Annotated in this window: 17 protein-coding genes and 4 tRNA genes; 16 read left to right on the forward strand and 5 right to left on the reverse strand. The window is 59.9% G+C overall.

The annotated features are described in order from the left end of the window. Positions 1–424: 424 nt before the first annotated feature. Positions 425–499, reverse strand: a tRNA-Val gene (locus HKX41_08910). Positions 500–604: 105 nt separating this feature from the next. On the opposite strand from HKX41_08910, the gene HKX41_08915 reads away from it, so the two are divergent. From HKX41_08915 to HKX41_08985, 15 genes are all read left to right on the forward strand, one after another. Next, positions 605–1,684 carry a DegT/DnrJ/EryC1/StrS family aminotransferase gene (locus tag HKX41_08915; protein NNC24275.1) on the forward strand — a complete coding sequence of 360 codons (1,080 nt, stop codon included), beginning with the start codon at positions 605–607 and terminating at the stop codon, positions 1,682–1,684. Positions 1,685–1,732: 48 nt separating this feature from the next. Then, positions 1,733–1,808, forward strand: a tRNA-Ala gene (locus tag HKX41_08920). 6 nt (positions 1,809–1,814) lie between these two features. Further along, a tRNA-Glu gene (locus HKX41_08925) sits at positions 1,815–1,890 on the forward strand. Positions 1,891–2,002: 112 nt separating this feature from the next. Further along, positions 2,003–3,331: a UDP-glucose/GDP-mannose dehydrogenase family protein gene (locus tag HKX41_08930; protein NNC24276.1), complete on the forward strand. Its 1,329-nt coding sequence runs from the start codon at positions 2,003–2,005 to the stop codon at positions 3,329–3,331. A 101-nt stretch (positions 3,332–3,432) separates the two neighbouring features. Further along, entirely contained in the window at positions 3,433–3,858 is a 426-nt protein-coding gene (locus HKX41_08935; GenBank protein ID NNC24277.1) for a zinc ribbon domain-containing protein, read from the forward strand. Between the two features lie 106 nt (positions 3,859–3,964). Further along, positions 3,965–5,770, forward strand: coding sequence for an aspartate--tRNA ligase (aspS, locus tag HKX41_08940; protein ID NNC24278.1), 1,806 nt, complete (start codon positions 3,965–3,967; stop codon positions 5,768–5,770). A 181-nt stretch (positions 5,771–5,951) separates the two neighbouring features. Then, the gene (locus HKX41_08945; GenBank protein ID NNC24279.1) at positions 5,952–7,247 is read left to right on the forward strand and encodes a serine hydroxymethyltransferase; all 1,296 of its coding nucleotides are present in this window, start codon (positions 5,952–5,954) and stop codon (positions 7,245–7,247) included. Positions 7,248–7,279: 32 nt separating this feature from the next. Next, positions 7,280–7,825 carry a transcriptional repressor NrdR gene (nrdR, locus tag HKX41_08950; protein ID NNC24280.1) on the forward strand — a complete coding sequence of 182 codons (546 nt, stop codon included), beginning with the start codon at positions 7,280–7,282 and terminating at the stop codon, positions 7,823–7,825. A gap of 38 nt (positions 7,826–7,863) precedes the next feature. After that, a complete protein-coding gene (gene ribD, locus HKX41_08955; GenBank protein NNC24281.1) occupies positions 7,864–8,940 on the forward strand; it encodes a bifunctional diaminohydroxyphosphoribosylaminopyrimidine deaminase/5-amino-6-(5-phosphoribosylamino)uracil reductase RibD in 1,077 nt (358 codons plus the stop codon). 12 nt (positions 8,941–8,952) lie between these two features. After that, entirely contained in the window at positions 8,953–9,549 is a 597-nt protein-coding gene (locus HKX41_08960) for a riboflavin synthase (GenBank protein NNC24282.1), read from the forward strand. Positions 9,550–9,615: 66 nt separating this feature from the next. Then, positions 9,616–10,749 (forward strand): 3,4-dihydroxy-2-butanone-4-phosphate synthase, encoded by a 1,134-nt coding sequence (gene ribB, locus HKX41_08965; GenBank protein ID NNC24283.1) that lies wholly within the window; start codon positions 9,616–9,618, stop codon positions 10,747–10,749. Between the two features lie 42 nt (positions 10,750–10,791). Continuing rightward, positions 10,792–11,265 carry a 6,7-dimethyl-8-ribityllumazine synthase gene (locus HKX41_08970; GenBank protein ID NNC24284.1) on the forward strand — a complete coding sequence of 158 codons (474 nt, stop codon included), beginning with the start codon at positions 10,792–10,794 and terminating at the stop codon, positions 11,263–11,265. A 2-nt stretch (positions 11,266–11,267) separates the two neighbouring features. Continuing rightward, entirely contained in the window at positions 11,268–11,786 is a 519-nt protein-coding gene (nusB, locus tag HKX41_08975) for a transcription antitermination factor NusB (protein NNC24285.1), read from the forward strand. Next, positions 11,716–12,765: a thiamine-phosphate kinase gene (thiL, locus tag HKX41_08980; GenBank protein ID NNC24286.1), complete on the forward strand. Its 1,050-nt coding sequence runs from the start codon at positions 11,716–11,718 to the stop codon at positions 12,763–12,765. The genes nusB and thiL overlap by 71 nt, the downstream gene beginning before the upstream one ends. 36 nt (positions 12,766–12,801) lie before the next feature. Next, the gene (locus HKX41_08985) at positions 12,802–14,220 is read left to right on the forward strand and encodes a cysteine--tRNA ligase (GenBank protein NNC24287.1); all 1,419 of its coding nucleotides are present in this window, start codon (positions 12,802–12,804) and stop codon (positions 14,218–14,220) included. A gap of 15 nt (positions 14,221–14,235) precedes the next feature. Here the strand turns inward: HKX41_08985 and folD are convergent, their stop codons facing one another. Further along, the gene (folD, locus tag HKX41_08990; GenBank protein ID NNC24288.1) at positions 14,236–15,117 is read right to left on the reverse strand and encodes a bifunctional methylenetetrahydrofolate dehydrogenase/methenyltetrahydrofolate cyclohydrolase FolD; all 882 of its coding nucleotides are present in this window, start codon (positions 15,115–15,117) and stop codon (positions 14,236–14,238) included. Between the two features lie 315 nt (positions 15,118–15,432). On the opposite strand from folD, the gene HKX41_08995 reads away from it, so the two are divergent. Next, a tRNA-Pro gene (locus HKX41_08995) sits at positions 15,433–15,509 on the forward strand. A gap of 391 nt (positions 15,510–15,900) precedes the next feature. Here HKX41_08995 and lpdA read toward each other — a convergent pair. From lpdA to aceE, 3 genes are read right to left on the reverse strand one after another with little or no spacing between them, the layout of a single operon-like run. Continuing rightward, positions 15,901–17,673, reverse strand: coding sequence for a dihydrolipoyl dehydrogenase (gene lpdA / locus HKX41_09000; GenBank protein NNC24289.1), 1,773 nt, complete (start codon positions 17,671–17,673; stop codon positions 15,901–15,903). A 28-nt stretch (positions 17,674–17,701) separates the two neighbouring features. Next, positions 17,702–19,432: a dihydrolipoyllysine-residue acetyltransferase gene (gene aceF, locus HKX41_09005; GenBank protein NNC24290.1), complete on the reverse strand. Its 1,731-nt coding sequence runs from the start codon at positions 19,430–19,432 to the stop codon at positions 17,702–17,704. Positions 19,433–19,489: 57 nt separating this feature from the next. Continuing rightward, positions 19,490–22,183 carry a pyruvate dehydrogenase (acetyl-transferring), homodimeric type gene (gene aceE / locus HKX41_09010; protein NNC24291.1) on the reverse strand — a complete coding sequence of 898 codons (2,694 nt, stop codon included), beginning with the start codon at positions 22,181–22,183 and terminating at the stop codon, positions 19,490–19,492. Between the last annotated feature and the right edge of the window lie 36 nt (positions 22,184–22,219).

Raw genomic sequence — 22,219 nt, forward strand, 5'->3', positions numbered from 1 at the left:
GCCAAATGGTAGACAACTTGTTGTTTTTGAATTGATTATAGGTTTTTTAAAAAGGTAACAAAAAAGTGACAAAGAGTGATGCGAAAAGTAACAATCGTGTAACTATCTGATTATAGGAAATAATATGTTTCTTATAAAAAAAGTAATGTTGTTACTTCCATGTTACTTTTTTGTCACTTTTGAATCATCATTAAAATGACATCCAAATCAGGGGCTTATGATTGAATATAGATAGTCATCACTTTTGTTACTGATTAGCCGTGGGTGAAGATATTCTGAACTTCGCGTGCGCTCTCCCGAGCGCGTGCGCCGATCAGTCTCGACTCTTGGCCAGACTCAGAAGGCCAAATGATGCCGCGTATGAGTCCCAATCGAGTCCCAGATGCAGTGGCTCAGCTGTTGGCGCTGCGTAAGTTATTGATTTTGGTGGGCGGTGCTGGGCTCGAACCAGCGACTCCTGCCGTGTGAAGGCAGTGCTCTACCGCTGAGCTAACCGCCCGCGCCGCATCAAGTTTAGGGCCGGCCCCGAGCTGGGTCAATTATGTAGCGAACGTGTTTGCCGGAACTGCTAAGCTCCCTGACACTAAAAAATAAGCGTTTAACAATGCAGTTTATCGACTTGACGGCGCAGAAAGCGCGTATCCAGGACGAGCTTAATGAGCGGCTAGCGCAGGTGTTCGACCACCAGCGGTTCATTATGGGCCCGGAGGTTGCTGAGCTGGAAACGCGGTTGGCGGCGTATGTCGGGGTCGATCACTGTGTTAGTGCATCGAGTGGTACCGACGCATTGCAGCTGGCGTTGATGGCTCTCGAACTCGGGCCGGGTGATGAAGTCATAACAACGCCTTTTACGTTCGTAGCGACGGCCGAGGCGATCCGGTTGACGGGCGCAACGCCTGTGTTTGTCGACGTTGATGTCGAGACATTCAATATCGATCCGGCGCAAGTCGAAGCACATATCACCGAGCGAACGCGCGCGGTTTTGCCGGTTGGCCTGTTCGGTCAGACGCCGGCGATGGACGCGATCAACGAGATCGCGGCGCGCTTTCGGTTGTCGGTGATCGAGGATGCGGCGCAAAGTTTCGGTGCACGCCATGGCGGTAACGCGTCCTGTGGTCTATCGTCCCTCGGGGTAACGTCATTCTTCCCGGCCAAGCCACTCGGATGCTACGGCGACGGTGGCGCAGTGTTTACGCAGGATCCCGATCTGGCACAGCGACTTCAGGCGCTGCGCAATCATGGCCAGGAGCGCCCCTATCATTATGATCGAGTCGGTATGAATGCGCGACTCGATACTGTGCAGGCCGCCGTGCTGCTGGCCAAGCTATCGGTGTTCGATGACGAAGTTGCAGCGCGACAGCGTGTTGCTCGTCGCTACGACGAGCGCCTGGGCGATATCGTGTCGGTACCAACGCTTGCCACGCGCTGTGAGTCGGTCTTTGCGCAGTACACCGTCAAACTTGCCGAGCGCGACAGGGTCGCGCATGAATTAAAGCAAGCGGATATTCCCACCGCTGTCTATTATCCGGTTCCGCTCAATCGTCAGCTGCCTTATCTGTCTGATGATGCGACGCCGAATTCCGATTATCTCGCGGCGCGGGTGCTGTCGTTACCGATGCATCCCTATCTGACCGAGTCCGAGCAGGATCGTGTTTGCAGCGCATTACGTGCGACTGTTGTTTGAATCGATGGTTTTAAATCTGATGTAAAACCGCTATAATAGACGTTTATCGGGGCCATAGCTCAGTCGGGAGAGCGCAACACTGGCAGTGTTGAGGTCGGCGGTTCGAGTCCGCCTGGCTCCACCAGACAACGTCCCCATCGTCTAGAGGCCTAGGACACTGCCCTTTCACGGCAGCGACAGGGGTTCGAATCCCCTTGGGGACGCCATCTTACGCAACGGCTTAGCCGAAACGCCGCAAAACGCCTTGCGTTCAAGGGTTTCGGGGTCAGTTGCATCTGTCTGCACGGATGCCCGCAGTTTTCGTTGGGGAGTTTTCCTGTGCGCCTAACCGTTTTTGGCACTGGTTACGTCGGTTTAGTGACGGGTGGTTGTCTCGCCGAGAATGGCAACGACGTCCTGTGTGTGGATGTCGACGCGGATAAGATCGCTAGACTGAACGAGGGCGAGCTGCCCATCTACGAGCCCGGGTTGGAGAGCATCGTCGCTGATAATACGGCGGCCGGGCGGTTGTCGTTTACCACCGATGTGGACAGGGCCGTCGAGCACGGCAAGCTGCAGTTTGTTGCTGTTGGCACGCCGCCGGACGATGATGGGTCGGCAGACCTGGGCAATGTGCGGGCAGTCGCACGTTCGATCGCCGAAAAAATGACCGACTATCGGCTGATCGTAACCAAATCCACCGTGCCAGTAGGCACAGCGGCGATGATTCGTGCCGACGTTGAGGCCGTGTTGGCCGAACGTGGTGCGGATGTGGATTTCGACGTGGCGGCCAATCCGGAGTTTTTGAAGGAAGGCGCAGCGGTCGAGGACTTCATGAAGCCGGATCGGGTCATCGTTGGTGCCGAAACCGAGCGCGCCGCCGATCACCTCCGCATGCTCTACGCGCCGTTCAACCGGCAGCGCGATCGCACCATGATCATGGATTGCAGCTCGGCGGAGCTGACCAAATATGCGGCCAACGTTTTTTTGGCCACCAAGATCAGCTTGATGAATGAGTTGTCTCAGGTTGCCGAACGGCTGGGCGCCGATATCGAGCCGGTGCGGCAAGCGATCGGTGCCGATCATCGGATCGGCTATGAGTTCATCTATCCGGGCTGTGGTTTTGGTGGCTCATGCTTTCCCAAGGATATCCGCGCGCTGGCGCAAACCGCCGCGGCGAGTGGCTACGAAACCGAGCTCGTCAATGCCGTCGAGCATGTTAATGATCGGCAGAAGTTCGCGCTTTTCGACAAACTAGCGGCACATTTCGGTGACCTATCGGGCCGCGTCATTGCGCTTTGGGGGCTGGCATTCAAGCCGGAAACTGATGACATGCGTGAGGCCCCGTCGCGGCGGCTCATGGAAGCGCTGTGGTCGGCCGGTGCGACGGTGCGTGCCTTCGACCCCGAGGCCGCCGACGAAGCGCGTCGAATCTATGGGGAACGTTCAGATCTCATCTTGTGTGACGGGGGTGAGTCCGCAGTTGACGGCGCGGAAGCGCTGGTGCTGCTGACTGAGTGGCACGTTTTCCGTACGCCTGATTTTGAAAGTTTGGCTGCCCATATGAAAACACCGGTGCTGGTCGATGGGCGTAATCTATATACACCGAGTGTTGTCCGGCGTGCGGGCTTTACCTATTACGGCATAGGGCGGCCGGACGCGAACTAATTTTAAGTTGGTGCTGCTTCGCGTTCGCGCGGATACACAACTAGCACATAGCTGTTTATAATTCGCAGCTTAATTCTCGTTTTGTCGTTTCCGGAATAGCCATGCCGATTCGCGAGTACGTTTGCCAAGCCTGCGGCGAAAGACTCGAGCGACTTCAGCGATTGTCCGAAGACCCGCTGACCGACTGTCCGCACTGCGGCGAAGCCGGGCTCGAGAAAAAAATTTCCGCAGTCGGTTTCCGGCTAGCCGGCGGTGGCTGGTATGAAACCGATTTCAAGTCGGATAATCGCCGCAACGTCAGCAGTGACAATGATCAGTCGAATGGCGCCACATCTGATCAGTCAGATTCTGGTGGCGGAGATAACGGTGGTGCTAAAACTGGCAGCGATGATAAATCGGCCAGTGGCGGGTCGGGCAAATCGAATGACTCGAGCGGTTCGAGCAGTAGTCCGTCGCCTGAGAAAGGCAGTGCCAGCAAGTCTGAGCAGTCTACATCGCAGTCCAGCTCGACCGCCGATTCGAACTAAGCAGTCCGGGATAGCCGTCGCGTGCTTTGGCGCTGACCGACATCCTTTATTAAAAACCGGCGACTGATCCGCAGTCGCACCCAGCAAAAGTAAGCGAGTGGCCATGATGCGCTCCCACTACAACAGCGACGTCGACCGCGGCGCGCTCGATCAGACTATAACTGCCTGCGGCTGGGTGCATCGCCGCCGCGACCACGGTGGCGTCATCTTTATCGATCTGCGGGACCGAAGCGGGCTGTTACAGGTCGTTTTCGATCCAGATCAGCCAGAGATGTTCGCGACCGCCGAGCGTCTCCGGAGCGAATATGTGCTGCGGATTACCGGCAATGTGCGGAGTCGCCCCGAAGGCACCGTTAACTCCGATCTTGCGTCGGGTGCGATCGAAGTGGCCGCGACCGAGCTTGAGGTGTTAAACACGGCCCAAACACCGCCGATCCAGCTTGATGACACCGATGGCGTGGGGGATGCGGCACGGCTTCGTTATCGCTATATCGAGCTGCGCAAGCCGCATATGCAGGCCAACCTCCAGCTACGAGCACAGGTGACGCGAGCCGTGCGCGATGCGCTCGAATCGCGCGGTTTCATGGATCTGGAAACGCCGATCCTGACGCGCGCCACGCCTGAAGGTGCGCGCGATTATCTGGTGCCGAGTCGTACCCAGCCTGGCCATTTTTTCGCACTGCCGCAGTCGCCGCAGCTTTTTAAACAACTTCTGATGACCGCGGGCGTGGACCGTTACTATCAAGTCGCGCGTTGTTTTCGTGATGAGGATCTCCGCGCCGATCGCCAGCCCGAATTTACGCAGATCGACATCGAGGCTTCGTTCGTCGATAGCGAAGACATCATGGCCATCAATGAGGCCATGGTCCGTGAAGTTTTCGAAGCCGTGCGCAGTGGGTCATTGCCCGAGCCATTCCCGCGCATGACCTATGCCGAAGCGATGCGGCGTTTTGGCTCGGATAAGCCAGACCTGCGTATCGATTTAGAGCTGGTCGACGTTGCCGATCTGGTCGCAGATGCGGAATTCAAGGTTTTTGCCGGCCCGGCCAACCGGAGCGATGGCCGTGTCGCCGCCCTGAATGTGCCGGGTGGCGCTGAGCTGACGCGCAAACAGATCGACGACTACACGGCCTTTGTGGGTAACTTTGGTGCCAAAGGGCTGGCTTATATTCGCGTCGACGACGTCGACGCCGGTCGTGATGGCCTGGTTTCACCGATTCTTAAATTTATCTCCGATGCCGCCGTCGACGGTATCCTGTCGCGAACCGGCGCCGGTAACGGTGATCTGATCTTTTTCGGCGCCGACCGAGCCGATGTGGTCAATGATGCCCTCGGCGCACTTCGGGTGCGGCTTGGTCATGATCTGGGGCGTGTGGCTGACGGCTGGGCACCGCTGTGGGTGGTCGATTGGCCGATGTTCGAACGCGATCCCGACAGCGGGCGGTTCGAGCCACTCCATCATCCGTTCACGGCACCGGCGGTTGATGACCTGGAAGCGCTGAAAGCTGCACCGGAACAGGCGCTGTCCAAGGCTTACGACATGGTCCTGAACGGCAACGAGATTGGCGGTGGTTCCATCCGTATCCACGACCCAGCGTTGCAACAGGCTGCGTTCGAAGTGCTGGGCGTGGGCAAGGACGAAGCCGAAGAAAAGTTCGGCTTCCTGCTTGAAGCATTGGCTTGCGGCGCACCACCGCACGGCGGTATTGCATTTGGCTTGGACCGGATTGTGATGTTGCTGGCTGGCGCTGATTCGATCCGCGATGTCATTCCGTTCCCCAAAACACAGACCGCGACCGACCCGTTGACTGGCGCGCCGAGTCTGGCGGAGCCAGCGCATCTGCGCGAATTGGGGCTGCGAGCGCGGGGTTCTGGTACGGGAGCGACGGGCGATACTGGCGGCGGTAGCTGAGCTCGGTTGTCGCGGGTCACTGGATGGGCAGTGGCATGGGGCGTGCCCGCCGATGACGCGTCGGTAGGAGTGGGTGACGCATTTAGGCTATACTGACCCGCTTGGCTTCCATACGCTCATGGTTGATTCGCGTGCCTAACGCTGAGCGCCAGGGGTGTAGAAAACCAGAAGGAGTTCCGCCATGTTCAATCAATCGGATTCTATCCGTGAATTCGACCCGGACCTGCAGGTGGCGATTGACGACGAAAATCGCCGCCAAGAAGATCACGTCGAACTGATTGCGTCGGAGAATTATGTGAGTCCGCGCGTTCTCGAAGCGCAGGGCTCAGTGCTGACGAATAAATACGCCGAAGGCTACCCGGGGAAACGGTTCTACGGTGGCTGTGAGCATGTCGACGTGGCCGAGCAACTGGCCATCGATCGCGCCTGCGAACTATTCGATTGCGACTTTGCCAACGTGCAGCCGCATTCGGGGGCGCAGGCCAACGCCGCCGTATTCCTCGCGCTCGTGAATCCGGGAGACACCGTCCTCGGTATGAGCCTGGACGCCGGTGGACATCTGACCCATGGCGCGGCGCCCAACTTCTCGGGCCGGCAATACAACGCTGTCCAGTACGGCATTGATGAACAAACCGGCCAGCTCGATTACGACGAGATTCAGCGTCTGGCCGACGAGCACCAGCCGAAAATGCTGATCGGCGGTTTCTCGGCATATTCCCGGCAGATCGACTGGGCGCGCATGCGCCGGATCGCGGATTCGGTCGGCGCCTGGTTCCTGGTCGATATGGCGCACGTCGCGGGATTGGTCGCCGCGGGCGAGTATCCGAGCCCACTACAACACGCCCACGTCGTGACGACCACTACGCACAAGACCTTGGGCGGCCCGCGTGCTGGACTGATTTTGTCGGCAGCTGGCGATAACAAGCTCTACAAGAAACTGAATAGCGCGGTTTTCCCGGGCATTCAGGGCGGTCCGTTGATGCACGTGATTGCCGGTAAGGCGGTCGCCTTCAAGGAAGCGCTGGCACCCGAGTTCAAAACCTACGCCAAGCAAGTCGTGACCAACGCCCGTGCCATGGCCGAGGTGTTCGTCGAGCGTGGCTTGCATGTGGTCTCTGGTGGTACCGACAACCACTTGATGTTGGTCAGCCTAATTCCCAAGGCCGAAGTTACCGGCAAAGACGCCGAAGCGTTGCTTGGTCAGGCGCACATTACCGCCAACAAGAACGCCGTGCCCGGCGACCCACGTTCGCCGTTTGTTACTTCGGGGCTGCGGATCGGCACGTCGGCGGCGACCACGCGCGGCTTCGACGAAGACGACGTGCGCCAGGTTGCGACTTGGATCTGTGACATCCTGGACGCGCTGGCCGAAGGTGGCGACACCGAGTCGGTGGTCAGCCGCGTCCGCAGTGGTGTTAGCGAGCTATGCCAGCGCAAGCCGGTCTATCAGGCACCGGCGGCCCGAGGCGCGGCCTGATGTAAGGGCCGTCGGCGGCGAGGCTCGGCGTTATGCAGTGCCCGCAGTGTGCTCGGCGTACCACGCGTGTGGTGGATTCGCGGTTAGCTGCGGATGGCACGCAGGTGCGTCGGCGCCGGGCCTGCGGTGGCTGTGGTGCGCGTTTCACGACGTTTGAGACGGCCGAACTGGTGTTGCCGCGGATCGTGAAACGCGACGGCACGCCGGAGCCATTCGACGAAACGAAACTCCGCCGCGGCATGACTCAGGCGCTGTACAAACGCCCGGTGGCGACCGAGGCCGTCGACGCGGCTATCGGTCGTCTCCAACAGCGACTGCAAGGCGATGTCGACCGTGATGTGCCGGCTGATCGGCTTGGCGAGTGGGTCATGGCCGAGCTGCGTGATTTGGATCAAGTCGCCTACGTACGCTTTGCCTCGATCTATCGGCGTTTCCAGGACGTCAACGCGTTCCGTGAAGAGATCGCGCAACTGGAGGCCACGTCGACACCGACGCCGGGGCAGTTGTCGCTGATCGATAATCCTGCTACCGATGATGACGATACCGAAACCGATGGCGATGCCAACACGCAATCGTGACCGATAAACCGCACCGGCAAGCATCGGATGCGTACTGGATGGGGTATGCCGTCGAGCTAGCCAACCAAGGCTGGTATTCGTCGCCGCCCAATCCACGCGTTGGTTGCGTGTTGGTCAGGAAAAACCGCGTGATCGGTGAAGGCTGGCATGCGGTGACTGGCCATGATCACGCCGAACGCGCCGCACTTGCCGATGCCCGAAATCGGGGCGCATCAACCCAAGGTGCGACCGCGTATGTCACGCTCGAACCGTGCTCAATCCAGGGGCGCACGCCGGCATGTACCGACGCTTTGATCGAGGCCAGGGTGTCCCGGGTGGTCGTCGGTGCGCTCGACCCAAATCCAGCGGTCCACGGTGGTGGCCTCCAAGCGCTTGAGGATGCCGGTGTCGAGACCGTGGCCGGCGTCGACGACGTCGCCTGCAGGGCGTTGAATCCCGGCTTCGAGCAGCGGATGCGAACCGGCCGTCCGCGGGTGCGGATCAAGCTAGCCTTGACCTTGGATGGCCGTACTGCGGCGGTCAATGGCGAGAGTCAGTGGTTGACCGGTCGCACGGCTCGAGCCGATGGCCATCGGCTGCGCGCCGAGTCCGGCGCTGTGCTGGTCGGGCGAGGTACTCAGGTCGCCGATGACCCGACGCTGTCGGTGCGTCTGCCCGGCGATGGATGGCGTCAGCCGCACCCGGTGGTTGTTGATCGTGATCTGTTGGTCAAATCCGATGCGCGGCTGCTCGACCCCGAGCGCATACCGATTATTTTCACTGCCACCGACGATGTGGCGCGTGTCGCCGAACTCGAGCGCGCGGGTGCACACGTGCATCGTGTCGCACATCAGGCTGATGGTGTGGATCTTGATGCTATGTTGCGTGCGTTGGCGACCGATTACGCGATCAATGACGTGCTGGTCGAAGCAGGGCCGACGCTGTCCGGCGCGCTGGCCGAAGCCGGGCTGGTGGATGGTTATGTCTTTTACATGGCGCCGAAGTTACTCGGCAGCGCAGCACGCGGTGCGCTCGACCTGCCCGGTGTCGGAGGCTTGGCCGCGGCTCACGACTTGGTAATCGAACGCGTCGATCCCGTCGGGTCGGATTGGCGTATCACTGCATCCCCTCAATAACGGCAACGATTTATGTTCACAGGCATTATCACCGCTGTCGGCCGAATCGCCGAGATCGAGAAGCATGCCGCCGAGCGTCGATTATGGATAGAGACCGGCGATCTGCCGTTAGATGATGCCGTGATCGGCCAGAGCATTGCTGTCGACGGCGTTTGTTTGACCGTGATCGAATTTGGCGAGGCCGCATTTGCGGCGGATGTGTCGAACGAGACTGCATCGTTAACGACGCTGGGCGACCGAGACGTCGGCGCGCGCGTCAACCTCGAACATGCGCTGGCTGTAGGTGACACGCTCGGTGGCCATCTAGTCGCCGGCCACGTCGACGGATTGGGCCGTGTCCACTCGTGGTCGCGTGATGGCGACTCGTGGCGCTTGGTTATCACCGGCGACCCATCGCTGGCGGCCTACTGGGCGCCGAAAGGATCGGTCTGTGTCGATGGCATCAGTCTGACCGTCAACGAAATCGGCGACGATTGGTTCGGTGTCAACATCGTGCCGCATACGCTGGCCGAGACGGCGTTGGGCGATCGTGAGGCCGGCGCCGACGTGAATCTGGAGGTTGATCTGATCGCGCGTTATGTCGCGCGGCAGCTTGCGTACCGCCGATAATGTCGCCGGAGTGCTAACATTTACGGGTTAGCACAATGAATTGATTCCTGGCGGCGGTAGAAAATCATGGCAATTAGCCCAATCGAAGATGTGATTGCCGACATGCGCGACGGGCGCATGGTCGTAATGCTTGATGATGCCAATCGCGAGAACGAAGGCGATCTGATCCTGCCGGCCGACTGCGTCGACGCCAACGATATCAACTTCATGGCGCACTACGGGCGCGGACTGATTTGCCTGACGCTGACGCGCGAACGCTGCCGCCAATTAAACCTTCCGTTGATGGTCGCGGAGAGCGAGTCGGGGGATAGCACCAATTTCACGCTATCGATCGAAGCCGCCGAGGGTGTGACCACGGGTATTTCCGCGCATGATCGGGCGCAAACTGTGCGCGCGGCGGTCGCGCCCGGCGCCCAACCATCTGATCTCGTGCAGCCGGGGCATATTTTTCCGCTGATGTCAGAACCCGGTGGCGTGCTGTCCCGAGCCGGCCACACCGAAGCTGGTTGTGATATGGCGCGGCTTGCCGGCCACGACCATTCGTCGGTGATCGTCGAGATCCTGAATGAAGACGGCAGCATGGCACGGCGCGCCGACCTCGAGCAGTTTGCCGAAGACCACGACATCAAACTCGGCACGATCGCCGATTTGATCCGCTATCGCGTCGAAAATGAGGGCACTGTCGAGCGGATCGTCGAAACCGACGTAGAAACTGAATTCGGACCGTTCACACTTTATTCGTTCGAAGACGAAGTCGACCAGGTTGTGCATTTCGCCATGGTGCGCGGCACGATCGATGCTGAGACACCGACGCTTGTGCGCGTGCATGTCCGCAACACGCTTGCCGATATGCTCGGTGTTCGCCACGGCGATTTTGGATGGCCGCTGCGCGATACGCTGGCGCGAGTCGCGGACGAAGGCACGGGTGTGGTCGTGATCCTTAGAAAGCCTGAGACCGAGCGCGAATTGATAGCTGGCATTCAGTCGTTGAATAATGAAGACGGCCAGCAGGCGGGTAATGACGAGGCCGTTGACGCCGGTGATTCGAGTATCCTGCGAACCTATGGAGCAGGCGCCCAGATTCTGATCGATCTCGGCGTACGCCGGATGCGTGTTTTGTCCGCGCCCAAGCGTCTGCAAGCGATTTCAGGGTTCGGGCTCGAAGTGGTCGAGTATATCCAGGGCGACTCGCGGGCGTAGCGGATCGGTTACGATACCCCCGATAGCAGTACGAGACTGAATATGCGCGAGCTTCAAGGTGATTTCGATGCGACGGGCCAACGCTATGCCATTGTGGCTACGCGTTGGAACGAGGCCCTGGTCGATCGACTGGTCAGCGGTGCCGCCTCGGTTCTTGCCGACTGCGGCGTCGCCGATGGCGATATAACCGTGGTACGTGTGCCGGGTGCGTTCGAGATTCCGCTGGCGGCAGATCGATTGGCCGATGGTGGCGGGCTCGATGGCATTGTCGCCGTCGGCACGGTCATCCGCGGCGAAACGCCGCACTTCGATTACGTTGCTGGTGAGTGCGCGCGGGGTTTGTCGACCACCACGCTGGAATACGGTATCCCGGTTGGTTTCGGCGTCATCACCGCGGAAAATCCAGCTCAGGCCGAGGCGCGCGCGGGTGATGATGAAGACAGTAACAAGGGTGCCGAAGGCGCAAGTGCAGCTGTGGAAATGGCAACGCTATTGGCTCGAATCGACGCGCGCTGACTGTGACTATACGTGACCAACCGCTAACTGTGCCGGGCGGCGAAAAGCGGCCCGACGAAGATGAAATCGACCAGTCTGTGCCGGCCGGCGGCGCACGCAGTGCCGCGCGGCGAGTGGCTGTTCAGGCACTCTATCAATGGCGAGTGGGCGGCGGAGAGGCCGACGCTATTATTCGCGAATTTGCCGCCGCTGGGCGATTGGTCGACATCGAGAAGGCCTATTTCGACGTGCTCGTGCGCGGCGTAAGCGACCAAGCACCTGAGCTGGTGCGGATTTTTGATCAATTTCTCGATCGTCCGGCGACACAACTCGACCCAATCGAGTACACCATCTTGCTGGTGGCGGCGTTCGAATTGAAACATCGCGTCGAAATTCCCTATCCGGCGATTATCGATCAGGCGACGCAGTTGGCGCGGATCTTCGGTGCGACCGATGGCCATCGTTTCGTCAATGCGGTCGCTGACCGGCTGGTGCGCGAACTGCGCCCGCACGATCCGGCGGCGCGGGGACGACGTGCGTGAACTGGCATTTGTCCGGCACCTGACAGGACAACTCACTCCTACACGCGCCGACACCCGCCTTGCACTGGGCGATGACGCCGCTATTATCCAACCCGGTAATCAAGCGCTGGCGGTCACCACCGACACATTGATCGAAGGTCGCCATTTCCCGCATGGCACCGCAGCCTTTGATGTCGGCTACAAAGCATTGGCCGTCAACTGTTCGGATTTGGCCGCGATGGCCGCGGAACCGGCCTGGGTGACTGTTGCACTGACTGTGCCGACACTCGACTCGCATTGGTGCGATGAATTCGTTGCGGGTGCGCGAGCCGCTGGTGGAGGTGCCGCAGTCGATTTAATCGGCGGCGATACCACGCGTGGTGCGCTTAGCGTCACGGTAACGGCTGTCGGTACGGTCGATGCCGGCTGTGCGACTTATCGCCACGCCGCATGTGCCGGCGATATGGTCGCGGTGACGGGGACGCTCGGCGATGCCGCGGCTGGATTGTCCTGTCTCGACGCCGACACTCGGGCGTTGACGCGTGACCAAGCCGAACTCGTGTCGCGCCTGAATCGGCCGAGCTGGCGTCGCGGCGCCGCGTTGGCCGGTGTGGCGAACGCCGCGGTCGATGTATCCGATGGCTTGCTCGCCGACCTTGGGCATATCCTGGCTGCGAGCGATGTTGGTGCCCGCATCGATCTGGACGCGTTGCCACTTTCGATGGCACTGGCCAACTGGGTTGGTGGTGATATCGATGCCCGTCGCCGCTTGCAGGCAACTGGCGGCGACGATTACGAGCTGTGTTTGACATTGCCGCCCGCGTGTTTCGAACAGGCACAGGCGGCACTCGGCTGTGCCTTGACACCAATCGGTGAAATCGTCGCAGATACCGGCTTGCAGCTATGCGCTGGCGATGGCACTCCGTTCGATCCGGCTGCGCTTGGTAGCGTCGGCTGGGATCATTTCGCAGCGGCGGATGCTGCCGACAAATCCAGTTGAACGAACTTACACGCAGAAACAAACAACCGGCACGCCATGGACGCTACAGCGCCGACTCTCTATCTACACAATAGCCTGACTGGCTCACGTCAGCCGCTGACGCCGCGTACGCCCGGACACGTCGGACTCTACGTATGTGGCGTGACCGTCTATGATTATTGCCATATCGGGCATGCGCGGGCCATGATCGTGTTCGATGCACTGACACGATTTCTGCAGGCGTGCGGACTCAGTGTTCGCTACGTTCGAAATGTCACTGATATCGACGACAAGATTATCGCCCGCGCCAGCGAATCGGGTGAGTCGGCCGAAGCGATTGCAACTTATTTCACGGCTGCCATGCGTGCCGATGAGGCCGCGCTTGGACTCGGATCACCGGATGTCGAGCCGGCGGCGACGGGTTTTTTAGCTGAGATAATCGCGCTCATCGAACGATTGATCGAAACGGGTAATGCCTACGTCGGCGACAACGGCGATGTTTACTACGACGTCAGCCAGTTCGAAGCCTATGGCCAGCTCTCGGGGCGTGACCCCGCCGAGCTGCGCGCTGGCGCGCGAGTCGAAGTCAACGAATCCAAGGCCGATCCACTGGATTTCACGCTTTGGAAAGCCGCCAAGGCTGGCGAGCCGGCGTGGGCGTCGCCCTGGGGCGAGGGGCGACCGGGGTGGCATATCGAATGCTCGGCGATGTCGACGTCATGCCTGGGTACACAATTCGATATCCATGGCGGTGGATTGGATCTGAAGTTCCCACATCACGAAAACGAAATTGCCCAAAGCGAGGGTGCATTCGGGCCCGGCTATGCCGGCATCTGGATGCACAATGGTTTTGTCACGGTCGATGACGAGAAGATGTCGAAATCGCTTGGCAACTTCTGGACCATCCGCGATGTTTTGGCTGAGTTCGACGCTGAGACGATCCGTTACTTCGTGCTCGCCACCCATTATCGCTCGCCGCTGGCCTATAGCCGGGAGGCGCTCTCCGCAGCCAGCGAAGCTCTCGGTCGGCTTTATACCGCGCTGCGCGACGCGCCATCCGGCGGTGATGACAACAGTAACAACGCCATGTCATTCGTTAGCGCGTTCGACCGTGCGCTTGCTGACGACTTCAATACGCCGGCTGCGCTCAGTGTGTGTTTCGAATTGGCGCGCGCCTGCAACCGCGCTGGTGCCGACGCCGAAACTGGAAACGCAGCCGATTATGCGGCGGCACTTGCGGCGTGTGGCGCCCGGATCGGGCTATTGCAGCACCCGCCGACGGCCTTTTTCCAAGATGAGCGTCATATCGGCGCTGACGGCCCGAGTGCTGCTGAAGTCGAGTCGAAGCTCGCCGACCGTGAAGCCGCACGGGCCGCGCGTGATTTCCAGACCGCCGACGCGATCCGTGATGAACTGGCTGCGGCTGGTATCGCCATCGAAGACAGCGCCGATGGCCCGCGCTGGCGACGGCGCTAACCAGTCGGATCCGATTTACGAGGCGTCAGCCGCGGCGGGATCCTGTTGTTCGCGTAATTCGGTTGCGCGTAACGTGTTGTCCAACAACATGGCGACGGTCATTGGCCCGACACCGCCTGGTACCGGCGTGATCCAGGCGGCGCGCTCGGCTGCGGTTTCGAATTCGACATCGCCGACCAGGCGGCCGTCGTCCAGTCGGTTCATGCCGACGTCGATCACCGTCGCCCCTGGCTGGATCCAGTCGCCGCGAATCAGATTCGGTTTGCCGACACCGACGACCAGGATTTCGGCGCGCGCGACTTCGTCAGCGAGATCGCGGGTAAACCGGTGACACACCGTGATGGTCGCGCCTTTTAGCAACAGCTCCATCGCCATGGGGCGGCCGATGATGTTGGAAGCGCCGATCATAACCGCGCGTCGGCCGTAAAACGGCTCGTCGACGGCTTCCAGCAGCCGGGTTATACCCAGCGGTGTGCAAGCGCTAAGCGTGGGTGTGCGCTGGGCGAGTCGGCCGGCGTTGTAAGGATGAAAACCATCGACGTCCTTGTCCGGCCGGATACGCTCTAGCACCGTGTTGCTATCGATGTCGTCCGGCAGTGGCAGTTGAACGAGAATGCCGTCGATGGTTGGGTCGTCGTTGAGAGCGTCGATTTCCGCGAGTAACTGGGGCTGGGAAGTGGCTGCGTCTAGATAGCGTTCGCGCGAGACCACGTCGGCTTTCCGGCAAGCTTCAAGCTTTTTGCCGACGTAGATTTCCGAGGCCGGATCGCTACCAACCAGGATGACGGCCAATCCCGGCCGGCGTTTGCCCGCAGCGACACGTGCTCGAACCTGGTCGCGAACGCGTCGCCGATAGTCACGGGCGATTGCCTTGCCGTCGATGATTTGCGCAGCCATGGGGCGCAGAGCTTTAGGTTCTGGATGAGGGAATTTTCGCACGCCCCTTGCCAGCCCACAATTCAAAGCGCGACACCGCATAGCTTGTAAGGGACCGCGTGCGGGGCGCTGCCCAGTGCCATTGCTTTGTTATCATTACGCTACTATCGGTTCGGGTATGACATAATTTAATGGCGCGTCTGCTTTAGGGCAGCGCATGGCAACGGATACCCGATGCGATGCGTACAATCGCATTCGTTCGTGCGGTTGCGTCTGAGCTTACCAATAGGCGGGCGGTTAGTGGTTCGCCGACTTGGCGATAGCGACGAGATAGAACGGGGTATAGCGCAGTTTGGTAGCGCGTCTGCTTTGGGAGCAGAAGGTCGCAGGTTCAAATCCTGCTACCCCGACCACAAAATCAGGGACTCACGGAACACCGCCGCGGTCCTGCAGCAAAAATTAGCAAAACTACGCGGTTCCGGCCGGCGTCCACGGCGCTTCATGGCCTTCCGCTATGCTGATGTCATCCTGCGCCACCGGTGATCAGTGCTCCGGGCCTGTACTGGCTAAATCTCGGTTTCGATCCACAAACGCTCAAACCCAATAAGAGACCGCAAATCCCATGAGCTCAGTGGTTTGGGCGCCGCGTGGATGATAGGGCCATCAGTGGCACTGTCCACATGGTGGGTAAAGCTCGTACGAGTGAGTAGACCTCAAGACATAGAGTGCTGTGATGCGGCATGTTGTGCTGCCGCGCACCAAGGCTGGCGGGCGCCAGCCTTGTGATTGTTAAACCGAGAACGCCTACTTGTTCTTTTTCGGCATATAGAGATCCGTCAATGTGCCGGCGTCTGCTTCGGCCGCCATACCGACGGTCTCGGCCAGTGTCGGGTGCGGATGAACGGTCAGGCCGATGTCGTGGGCGTCACAGCCCATTTCGATAGCCAGGCCCAGCTCGGCGATGAGATCGCCGGCGCCGGTGCCGACCGCGCCAGCACCGATGGCGATGCCGGTTTCGGCGTCGAACAGGATTTTGGTGTTGCCGTCGGTGGCGTCCAAGCCGATGGCGCGGCCGTTGGCGGCCCACGGGAAGGCACCTTTGGTGTATTCGATGCCTTGTTCCTTGGCCTGGGTTTCGGTTATGCCGGTCCAGGCGACTTCCGGGTCGGTGTAGATCACCGATGGAATCACTTTGGCGTCGAACGCCGCTTTTTCACCCGCGCAGCATTCCGCAGCGACCTTGCCTTGATGGCTGGCGCGGTGGGCGAGTTGGGGTTCGCCGGACACGTCGCCGATGGCGAAGATGTTGTCGATATTGGTACGACACTGTTTATCGACGGGCACAAAGCCTTTATCGCTGATTTCAACGCCCGCGGCTTCGGCGCCGATTTTGGCTCCGTTGGGCTTGCGGCCGGCCGCGACCAGCACGCGGTCGTAATCCTTGGTTGCCGGCGCGTCCTGGCCGTCGAAACTGACTTTGAGCGCGTTCTTGTTGGCCTTGACGCCGCTAACGCTGGTCGATAGCCAGATGTTGTCACAGCGGTCTTGCATGCGGTTGTGCAACGGTTTGACCAGGTCGCGGTCGGCGCCGGGCAGCAGGCCGTCTGTCATTTCGACGATGTCGACGGTGGTGCCATGGGCGGCATAGACGTTGGCGATTTCTACGCCGATGATGCCGCCGCCGATCAGCAGCATCGAGTCCGGGATTTCGTCCGGTGACAGGGCGGCTTCGGAATCCCAGATGCGAGCATCGTCGGGCAGATTCGGCAGCATGACCGGCTCCGAACCCGCGGCGATGATCGCGTTATTAAAGCTCAGCTCGCTGGTTTGGTCGCCACCCTCGATCGCCAGTGTGTGCGCGTCGGTGAATGTCGCCGTGCCGGTGACGACGTTGACCTTGCGCTTGGAGGCCATGGATTTCAGGCCGCCGGTGAGTTGATCGATCACCGATTGCTTGTATTCCATCAGTTTGGTGAGATCGATGCTCGGGGCGCCAAAGGTTACGCCGTGGTTGGCCATATTGGCGGCATCTTCGATGACTTTCGCCGAATGCAGCAAGGCTTTCGACGGAATGCAGCCGACATTTAAGCAGACGCCGCCGAGCGTGCTGTGGCGTTCGACCAGCGTGACATTGAGGCCGAGATCGGCCGCCCGGAACGCTGCCGAGTAGCCGCCCGGGCCAGAGCCGATGACAACCACGTCGCAGTCGTACGTATGGGCGCCGGCTTGCGCGGGCTGTGCTGGTTCGGGTGTTGATTCTTTCTCGCCGCCTTGAGTTGTACTTGCTCCGCTACTTGGTGTCTCTTCCGAGCCGTCGGAATCCGTGGATCCCGAGTCGCCGTCGGCTGCCTCCAGCGTCGCGATCACGTCGCCTTCAGAGACCGTGTCGCCCTCGCTGATTTTTATCTCGGTAAGTTTGCCGGCGGCGGTGGACGGGACTTCCAGCGTGGCCTTGTCCGACTCCAGCGTGATCAGCGGCTGTTCAGCCTCGATCGTGTCGCCGGCGCTGACCAGGACTTCGATGACTTCGACCGACTCGGCATCGCCGATGTCGGGGACTTTGATTGTGTCTGCCATAGTTATGTCTCGATCGGCCGCGGGGCGCTTATAGCAGTAATGTGCGCAGATCGCCCAGTGCGCGGCTGAGGAAGTTGGTGATGCGCGCCGCCTCGGCGCCGTCGATCACGCGATGGTCGTAGGAAAACGATAACGGCAGCATGAGCCGCGGGACGAATTCACCGTTTTGCCAAACTGGTTGCCAGCTATGCTTGGACACGCCGAGGATGCCGACTTCCGGGCTGTTCACGATTGGTGTGAACGCCTGGCCACCGACGCCGCCGAGGCTGGAGATCGAAAAGCACGCGCCTTTCATATCGTCACCACGGATTTTGCCGTCGCGGGCTCGGGTGGAGACATCATCCAGATCGCGGGCGATGTCGTAGATGCCTTTCTTATCGACATCTTTGATGACCGGCATCAGCAGGCCGTTTGGTGTGTCCACGGCCACGGCGATGTTCACGTATTTTTTGTGGACTAGATGCTCGCCGTCGGCGGTTAGCGAGCTGTTCAGGTCCGGGAAAGCTTTCAGCGCAGCGGCTGCAGCTTTCAGCAGGAAAGTCAGCGGGGTAAGTTTGACGCCTTCAGCCTTGGCGGCGTCCTTATTAGCCTGCCGGAACGCTTCCATATCGGTGATGTCGGCCGACTCGAACTGCGTGACGTGCGGGATCATCAGCCAGTTGTCGTGGACGGCTTTCGCCGAAATCTTGCGAATGCGCGACAGCTCGGTGGTTTCGGTTTCGCCGAATTGATTGAAATCGATGTCCGGCTGTGTGGGCAGGCCTGCACCGGCCGCAACACCCGTGCTGCCACCGCTTTGTACTTTTTCGAGGGTCTGCTTGACGAAGCTTTCGACGTCTTCCTGCAGGATTCGCCCTTTGCGGCCGCTTCCCGCAATTTGGCCAAGGTCGGCGCCTAGCTGACGTGCGAAGCGACGCACACTCGGCGAGGCGTGGGCTGCCAAAAAGCCGTTTTCGTCGACGGCTTTCACTTTGCCCGAATCCATATCGCGCGATGCCCCGGCTTGTTGGGCACTGTTGGCGTCGGATTTGTCGGTAGTGGCCTGGTTTTCTGTCGGCTGGCTTGGTGTCGCTTCTTGTTTTGTTTGCGCTGTGCTGCCGCTCTGACTCGAACTGGCCGAATTGCTGCTCGATTGCTCGAGGGTGCCGATCGCGTCGCCTGCCGAAACCGTATCGCCTTCGGCGACCGTCATCGCCACAATTGAGCCCGCGGTCGGCGCCGGGACTTCCAATGTGGCCTTGTCCGACTCGAGTGTGATCAGCGGTTGTTCAGCTGCGACCGTATCCCCGGTCGCAACCAGCACCTCAATGACTTCGACCGACTCGGCGTCGCCGATATCGGGCACTTGGATCGGAGCTTGGCCGCCGCTGGCATCGCCGCCACCGCCTGCGCCGTTATCGCGATCAGCGCCGTCCGTGGTGTTATCGGTCGATGCTTGTGGGCCTGACTTACTGTCGTCGGCCGGCTGGGCGTTTTCGCTGTCGGTATTTGGAGCGTCATGGTCGCCGGCACTGTCACTTTCGGCCGGTGTCATTTCGGCGATGACGTCTCCCTCGGAAACGGTGCTACCCTCGCTGACTTTTAGTTCAGCAATGGTGCCGGCTTCAGGCGCCGGAACTTCCAGCGTAGCCTTGTCAGACTCGAGCGTGATCAGTGATTGTTCGGCTGCGACGGTATCGCCGACTGAGACCAGTACTTCGATGATCTCGACTGAGTCGGACTCACCAATGTCCGGTACCTTGACGGGTTTGGTTGCCATAACGGCGTATCCTTGCTCGCGGCGCCACCGGCTCGGTGGCGCGTGCATGGCTGTAGGTTAGTGCGTGACCGGTTCGGGTTTTTCCGGATCGATCTTATATTCCTTGATGGCTCTGGCCACGTAACTGCGGTCGAGTTGGCCTTCATCGGCGAGCGATTTGAGGGCGGTGACCGTGATCCAGCGCCGATCGACTTCGAAAAACTCTCTAAGCGCTGCGCGCGTATCCGAACGGCCGAAGCCGTCGGTACCGAGCGTGTGATAAGGCACCGGCATGAACGGCCGGATCAGATCCGAGTAGGCGCGGATGTAATCCGTCGCCGCGACTGCGGGGGCGTCGGAGTCGGCTAGTTTGCGGTGGACGAAACTCTGACGTGGCTCGGATTCCGGATGCAATCTGTTCCAGCGTTCCACTTCGAGGCCCTCACGCCGGAGCTGCGGGAAGCTGGGTACGCTCCAGATCGTGGCGCCCACGTTGTGTTCGGATGCCAGCATTTCGGCGGCTGCGATGACTTCGTTCAGGATGGTGCCTGAGCCGAGCAGGTTGACCTGCTTCTTGTAGCGCTTGTCGCTTTCGGCGTAGCAGTACATGCCGGCCACGATGTCGTCTTCTACGCCTTCCGGCATCGGCGGGTGGGCATAGTTTTCGTTCATCATCGTGAGATAGTAGTAGACGTCGTTATGTTCGACGTACATCTCCTGCAGACCACGGTGGATGATGACCGCCATCTCGTACGAAAACGTCGGGTCATAGACACGGCAGTTCGGCACGCAATCGTACATCAGCGGGTTATGGCCGTCTTCATGCTGTAAGCCTTCGCCGTTAATCGTGGTGCGGCCGGCGGTGCCGCCCATCAGAAAGCCGCGCGCACGCATATCGCCAGCGGCCCAGCATAAATCGCCGGCTCGCTGGAAGCCGAACATAGCGTAGTAGCTGTAGAACGGAATCATCGTCGTGGCGTGATTCGTATAGCTGGTCGCGGCAGCGATAAACGACGCCATCGAACCGGATTCGGTAATGCCTTCTTCCAGAATCTGGCCATCGATGGCTTCTTTGTAAAAAGCGAGCTTGTCTGAGTCTTCGGGCGAGAAGACCTGGCCGACCGAAGAATAAATGCCCAACGATCGGAATAGGCCTTCCATGCCGAATGTCCGCGCTTCGTCGGGCACGATCGGCACGACCCGCTGGCCGATGTTCTTGTCGCGCGCCAGAATCTGAAGCAGGCGGACGTAGACCATGGTCGTGGACATTGTCCGGTCGCCCGAGCCCTGTAGCAGTTTATCGAAGGCCGACAGATCGGGAATGGTCAGCGTCTCGTAGTCTCGACGCCGCTGTGGCAGATAGCCACCCAGCTCTTGTCGCCGGGCGTGCATATACTGCATTTCTGCCGAGTCTTCCGGCGGCTTATAGAACGGCGCCTCGGCGATTTTGTCGTCGCCGATCGGGATATCGAAGCGGTCTCGGAATGTTTTGAGCGCTTCTTCGCGCATCTCGGTCTGCTGATGCGTGATGTTTTGCGCTTCGCCGGCTTCGCCCATGCCGTAGCCTTTTACGGTCTGGGTCAGGATGACCGTCGGCCGGCCGTTTTTGTGGTTTACAGCTTGATGGTAAGCGGCGTATACCTTGTGCGGATCGTGTCCACCACGATTCAGGCGAGAAATATCCTCATCGGATAGCGAAGCCACCATTTCTTTTAGTTCGGGGTATTTGCCGAAGAAATGTTCGCGTGTGTACTCGCCGCCGTTGGCCTTGAACGCCTGATATTCGCCGTCGACTGTTTCATTCATCAGTTCCACGAGCTTGCCGTCGTGATCCTGGGCGAACAGGCCATCCCAGAGTGAGCCCCAGAGCACCTTGATGACGTTCCAGCCAGAGCCGCGGAAGGTGCCTTCCAATTCGTTGACGATTTTGTCGTTGCCGCGCACCGGGCCATCGAGGCGCTGCAAGTTGCAGTTGACGACGAATATCAGGTTGTCCAGAGATTCGCGTGCCGCAATGCCGATCGCACCAGTGGACTCGGGTTCGTCTGTCTCGCCGTCGCCGAGGAAACACCAGACATTGCGATCGTCGTTGTTCTGGATGCCGCGATTATGCAGATAGCGCATGAACCGCGCTTGATAGATTGCGTTCATCGGGCCAAGGCCCATCGACACCGTGGCGAATTGCCAGTAATCCGGCATCAGCCACGGGTGCGGATAGCTCGACAGGCCTTTGCCGGTGGATTCAGTGCGGAAGTAATAAAGCTGATCGTCGGTCAGCCGGCCCTCGAGATAGGAGCGCGCGTAGAAGCCTTCGGCTGAGTGGCCCTGGAAGAAGACCAGGTCGCCTGCATGGTCCTCGGTCGGCGCACGAAAGAAATGGTTGAAGCCGACCTCGTAGAGCGTAGCCGCCGAGGCGAAGCTGGCGATATGGCCTTCGACGCCGGGGTGGCGTTGGCCGGCCTGAACCACCATTGCCATCGCATTCCAGCGAATGATCGAGCGGATACGCCATTCCAGATGCTGGTCACCCGGCGAGCGCGCTTCCATATGGCGCGGAATCGTGTTGACGTAGGCTGTGTTGGCGGAATAAGGGATGAACGCGCCTGAGCGGCGTGCCCGGTCGATTAACGTTTCCATCACGAAACGCGCACGCTCCGATCCTTCACGCTCCAGAATAGAATCCAGCGAGGCGCGCCATTCGGCGGTCTCTTGCGGATCGACGTCTCCTCCGACCGTGTTAGCGTGCTGCGGATGGGCACTGGCTGATGCCATGCTCGGCTCCTGATCGTTAACTTGAATCGATCCAGA

Origin of the sequence: Salifodinibacter halophilus, from assembly GCA_012999515.1 — a bacterium.
In the GTDB taxonomy this organism is placed as follows: domain Bacteria; phylum Pseudomonadota; class Gammaproteobacteria; order Nevskiales; family Salinisphaeraceae; genus Salifodinibacter; species Salifodinibacter halophilus.

What these genes read in the sequence shown, in the direction of transcription:
- HKX41_08915 (NNC24275.1), top strand. Translation starts at nt 605, where the DNA reads ATGCAGTTTATCGACTTGACGGCGCAGAAAGCGCGTATCCAGGACGAG.
- HKX41_08935 (NNC24277.1), top strand. Translation starts at nt 3,433, where the DNA reads ATGCCGATTCGCGAGTACGTTTGCCAAGCCTGCGGCGAAAGACTCGAG.
- aspS (NNC24278.1), top strand. Translation starts at nt 3,965, where the DNA reads ATGCGCTCCCACTACAACAGCGACGTCGACCGCGGCGCGCTCGATCAG.
- HKX41_08945 (NNC24279.1), top strand. Translation starts at nt 5,952, where the DNA reads ATGTTCAATCAATCGGATTCTATCCGTGAATTCGACCCGGACCTGCAG.
- nrdR (NNC24280.1), top strand. Translation starts at nt 7,280, where the DNA reads ATGCAGTGCCCGCAGTGTGCTCGGCGTACCACGCGTGTGGTGGATTCG.
- ribD (NNC24281.1), top strand. Translation starts at nt 7,864, where the DNA reads ATGGGGTATGCCGTCGAGCTAGCCAACCAAGGCTGGTATTCGTCGCCG.
- HKX41_08960 (NNC24282.1), top strand. Translation starts at nt 8,953, where the DNA reads ATGTTCACAGGCATTATCACCGCTGTCGGCCGAATCGCCGAGATCGAG.
- ribB (NNC24283.1), top strand. Translation starts at nt 9,616, where the DNA reads ATGGCAATTAGCCCAATCGAAGATGTGATTGCCGACATGCGCGACGGG.
- HKX41_08970 (NNC24284.1), top strand. Translation starts at nt 10,792, where the DNA reads ATGCGCGAGCTTCAAGGTGATTTCGATGCGACGGGCCAACGCTATGCC.
- thiL (NNC24286.1), top strand. Translation starts at nt 11,716, where the DNA reads ATGCGGTCGCTGACCGGCTGGTGCGCGAACTGCGCCCGCACGATCCGG.
- HKX41_08985 (NNC24287.1), top strand. Translation starts at nt 12,802, where the DNA reads ATGGACGCTACAGCGCCGACTCTCTATCTACACAATAGCCTGACTGGC.
- folD (NNC24288.1), bottom strand. Translation starts at nt 15,117, where the DNA reads ATGGCTGCGCAAATCATCGACGGCAAGGCAATCGCCCGTGACTATCGG.
- lpdA (NNC24289.1), bottom strand. Translation starts at nt 17,673, where the DNA reads ATGGCAGACACAATCAAAGTCCCCGACATCGGCGATGCCGAGTCGGTC.
- aceF (NNC24290.1), bottom strand. Translation starts at nt 19,432, where the DNA reads ATGGCAACCAAACCCGTCAAGGTACCGGACATTGGTGAGTCCGACTCA.
- aceE (NNC24291.1), bottom strand. Translation starts at nt 22,183, where the DNA reads ATGGCATCAGCCAGTGCCCATCCGCAGCACGCTAACACGGTCGGAGGA.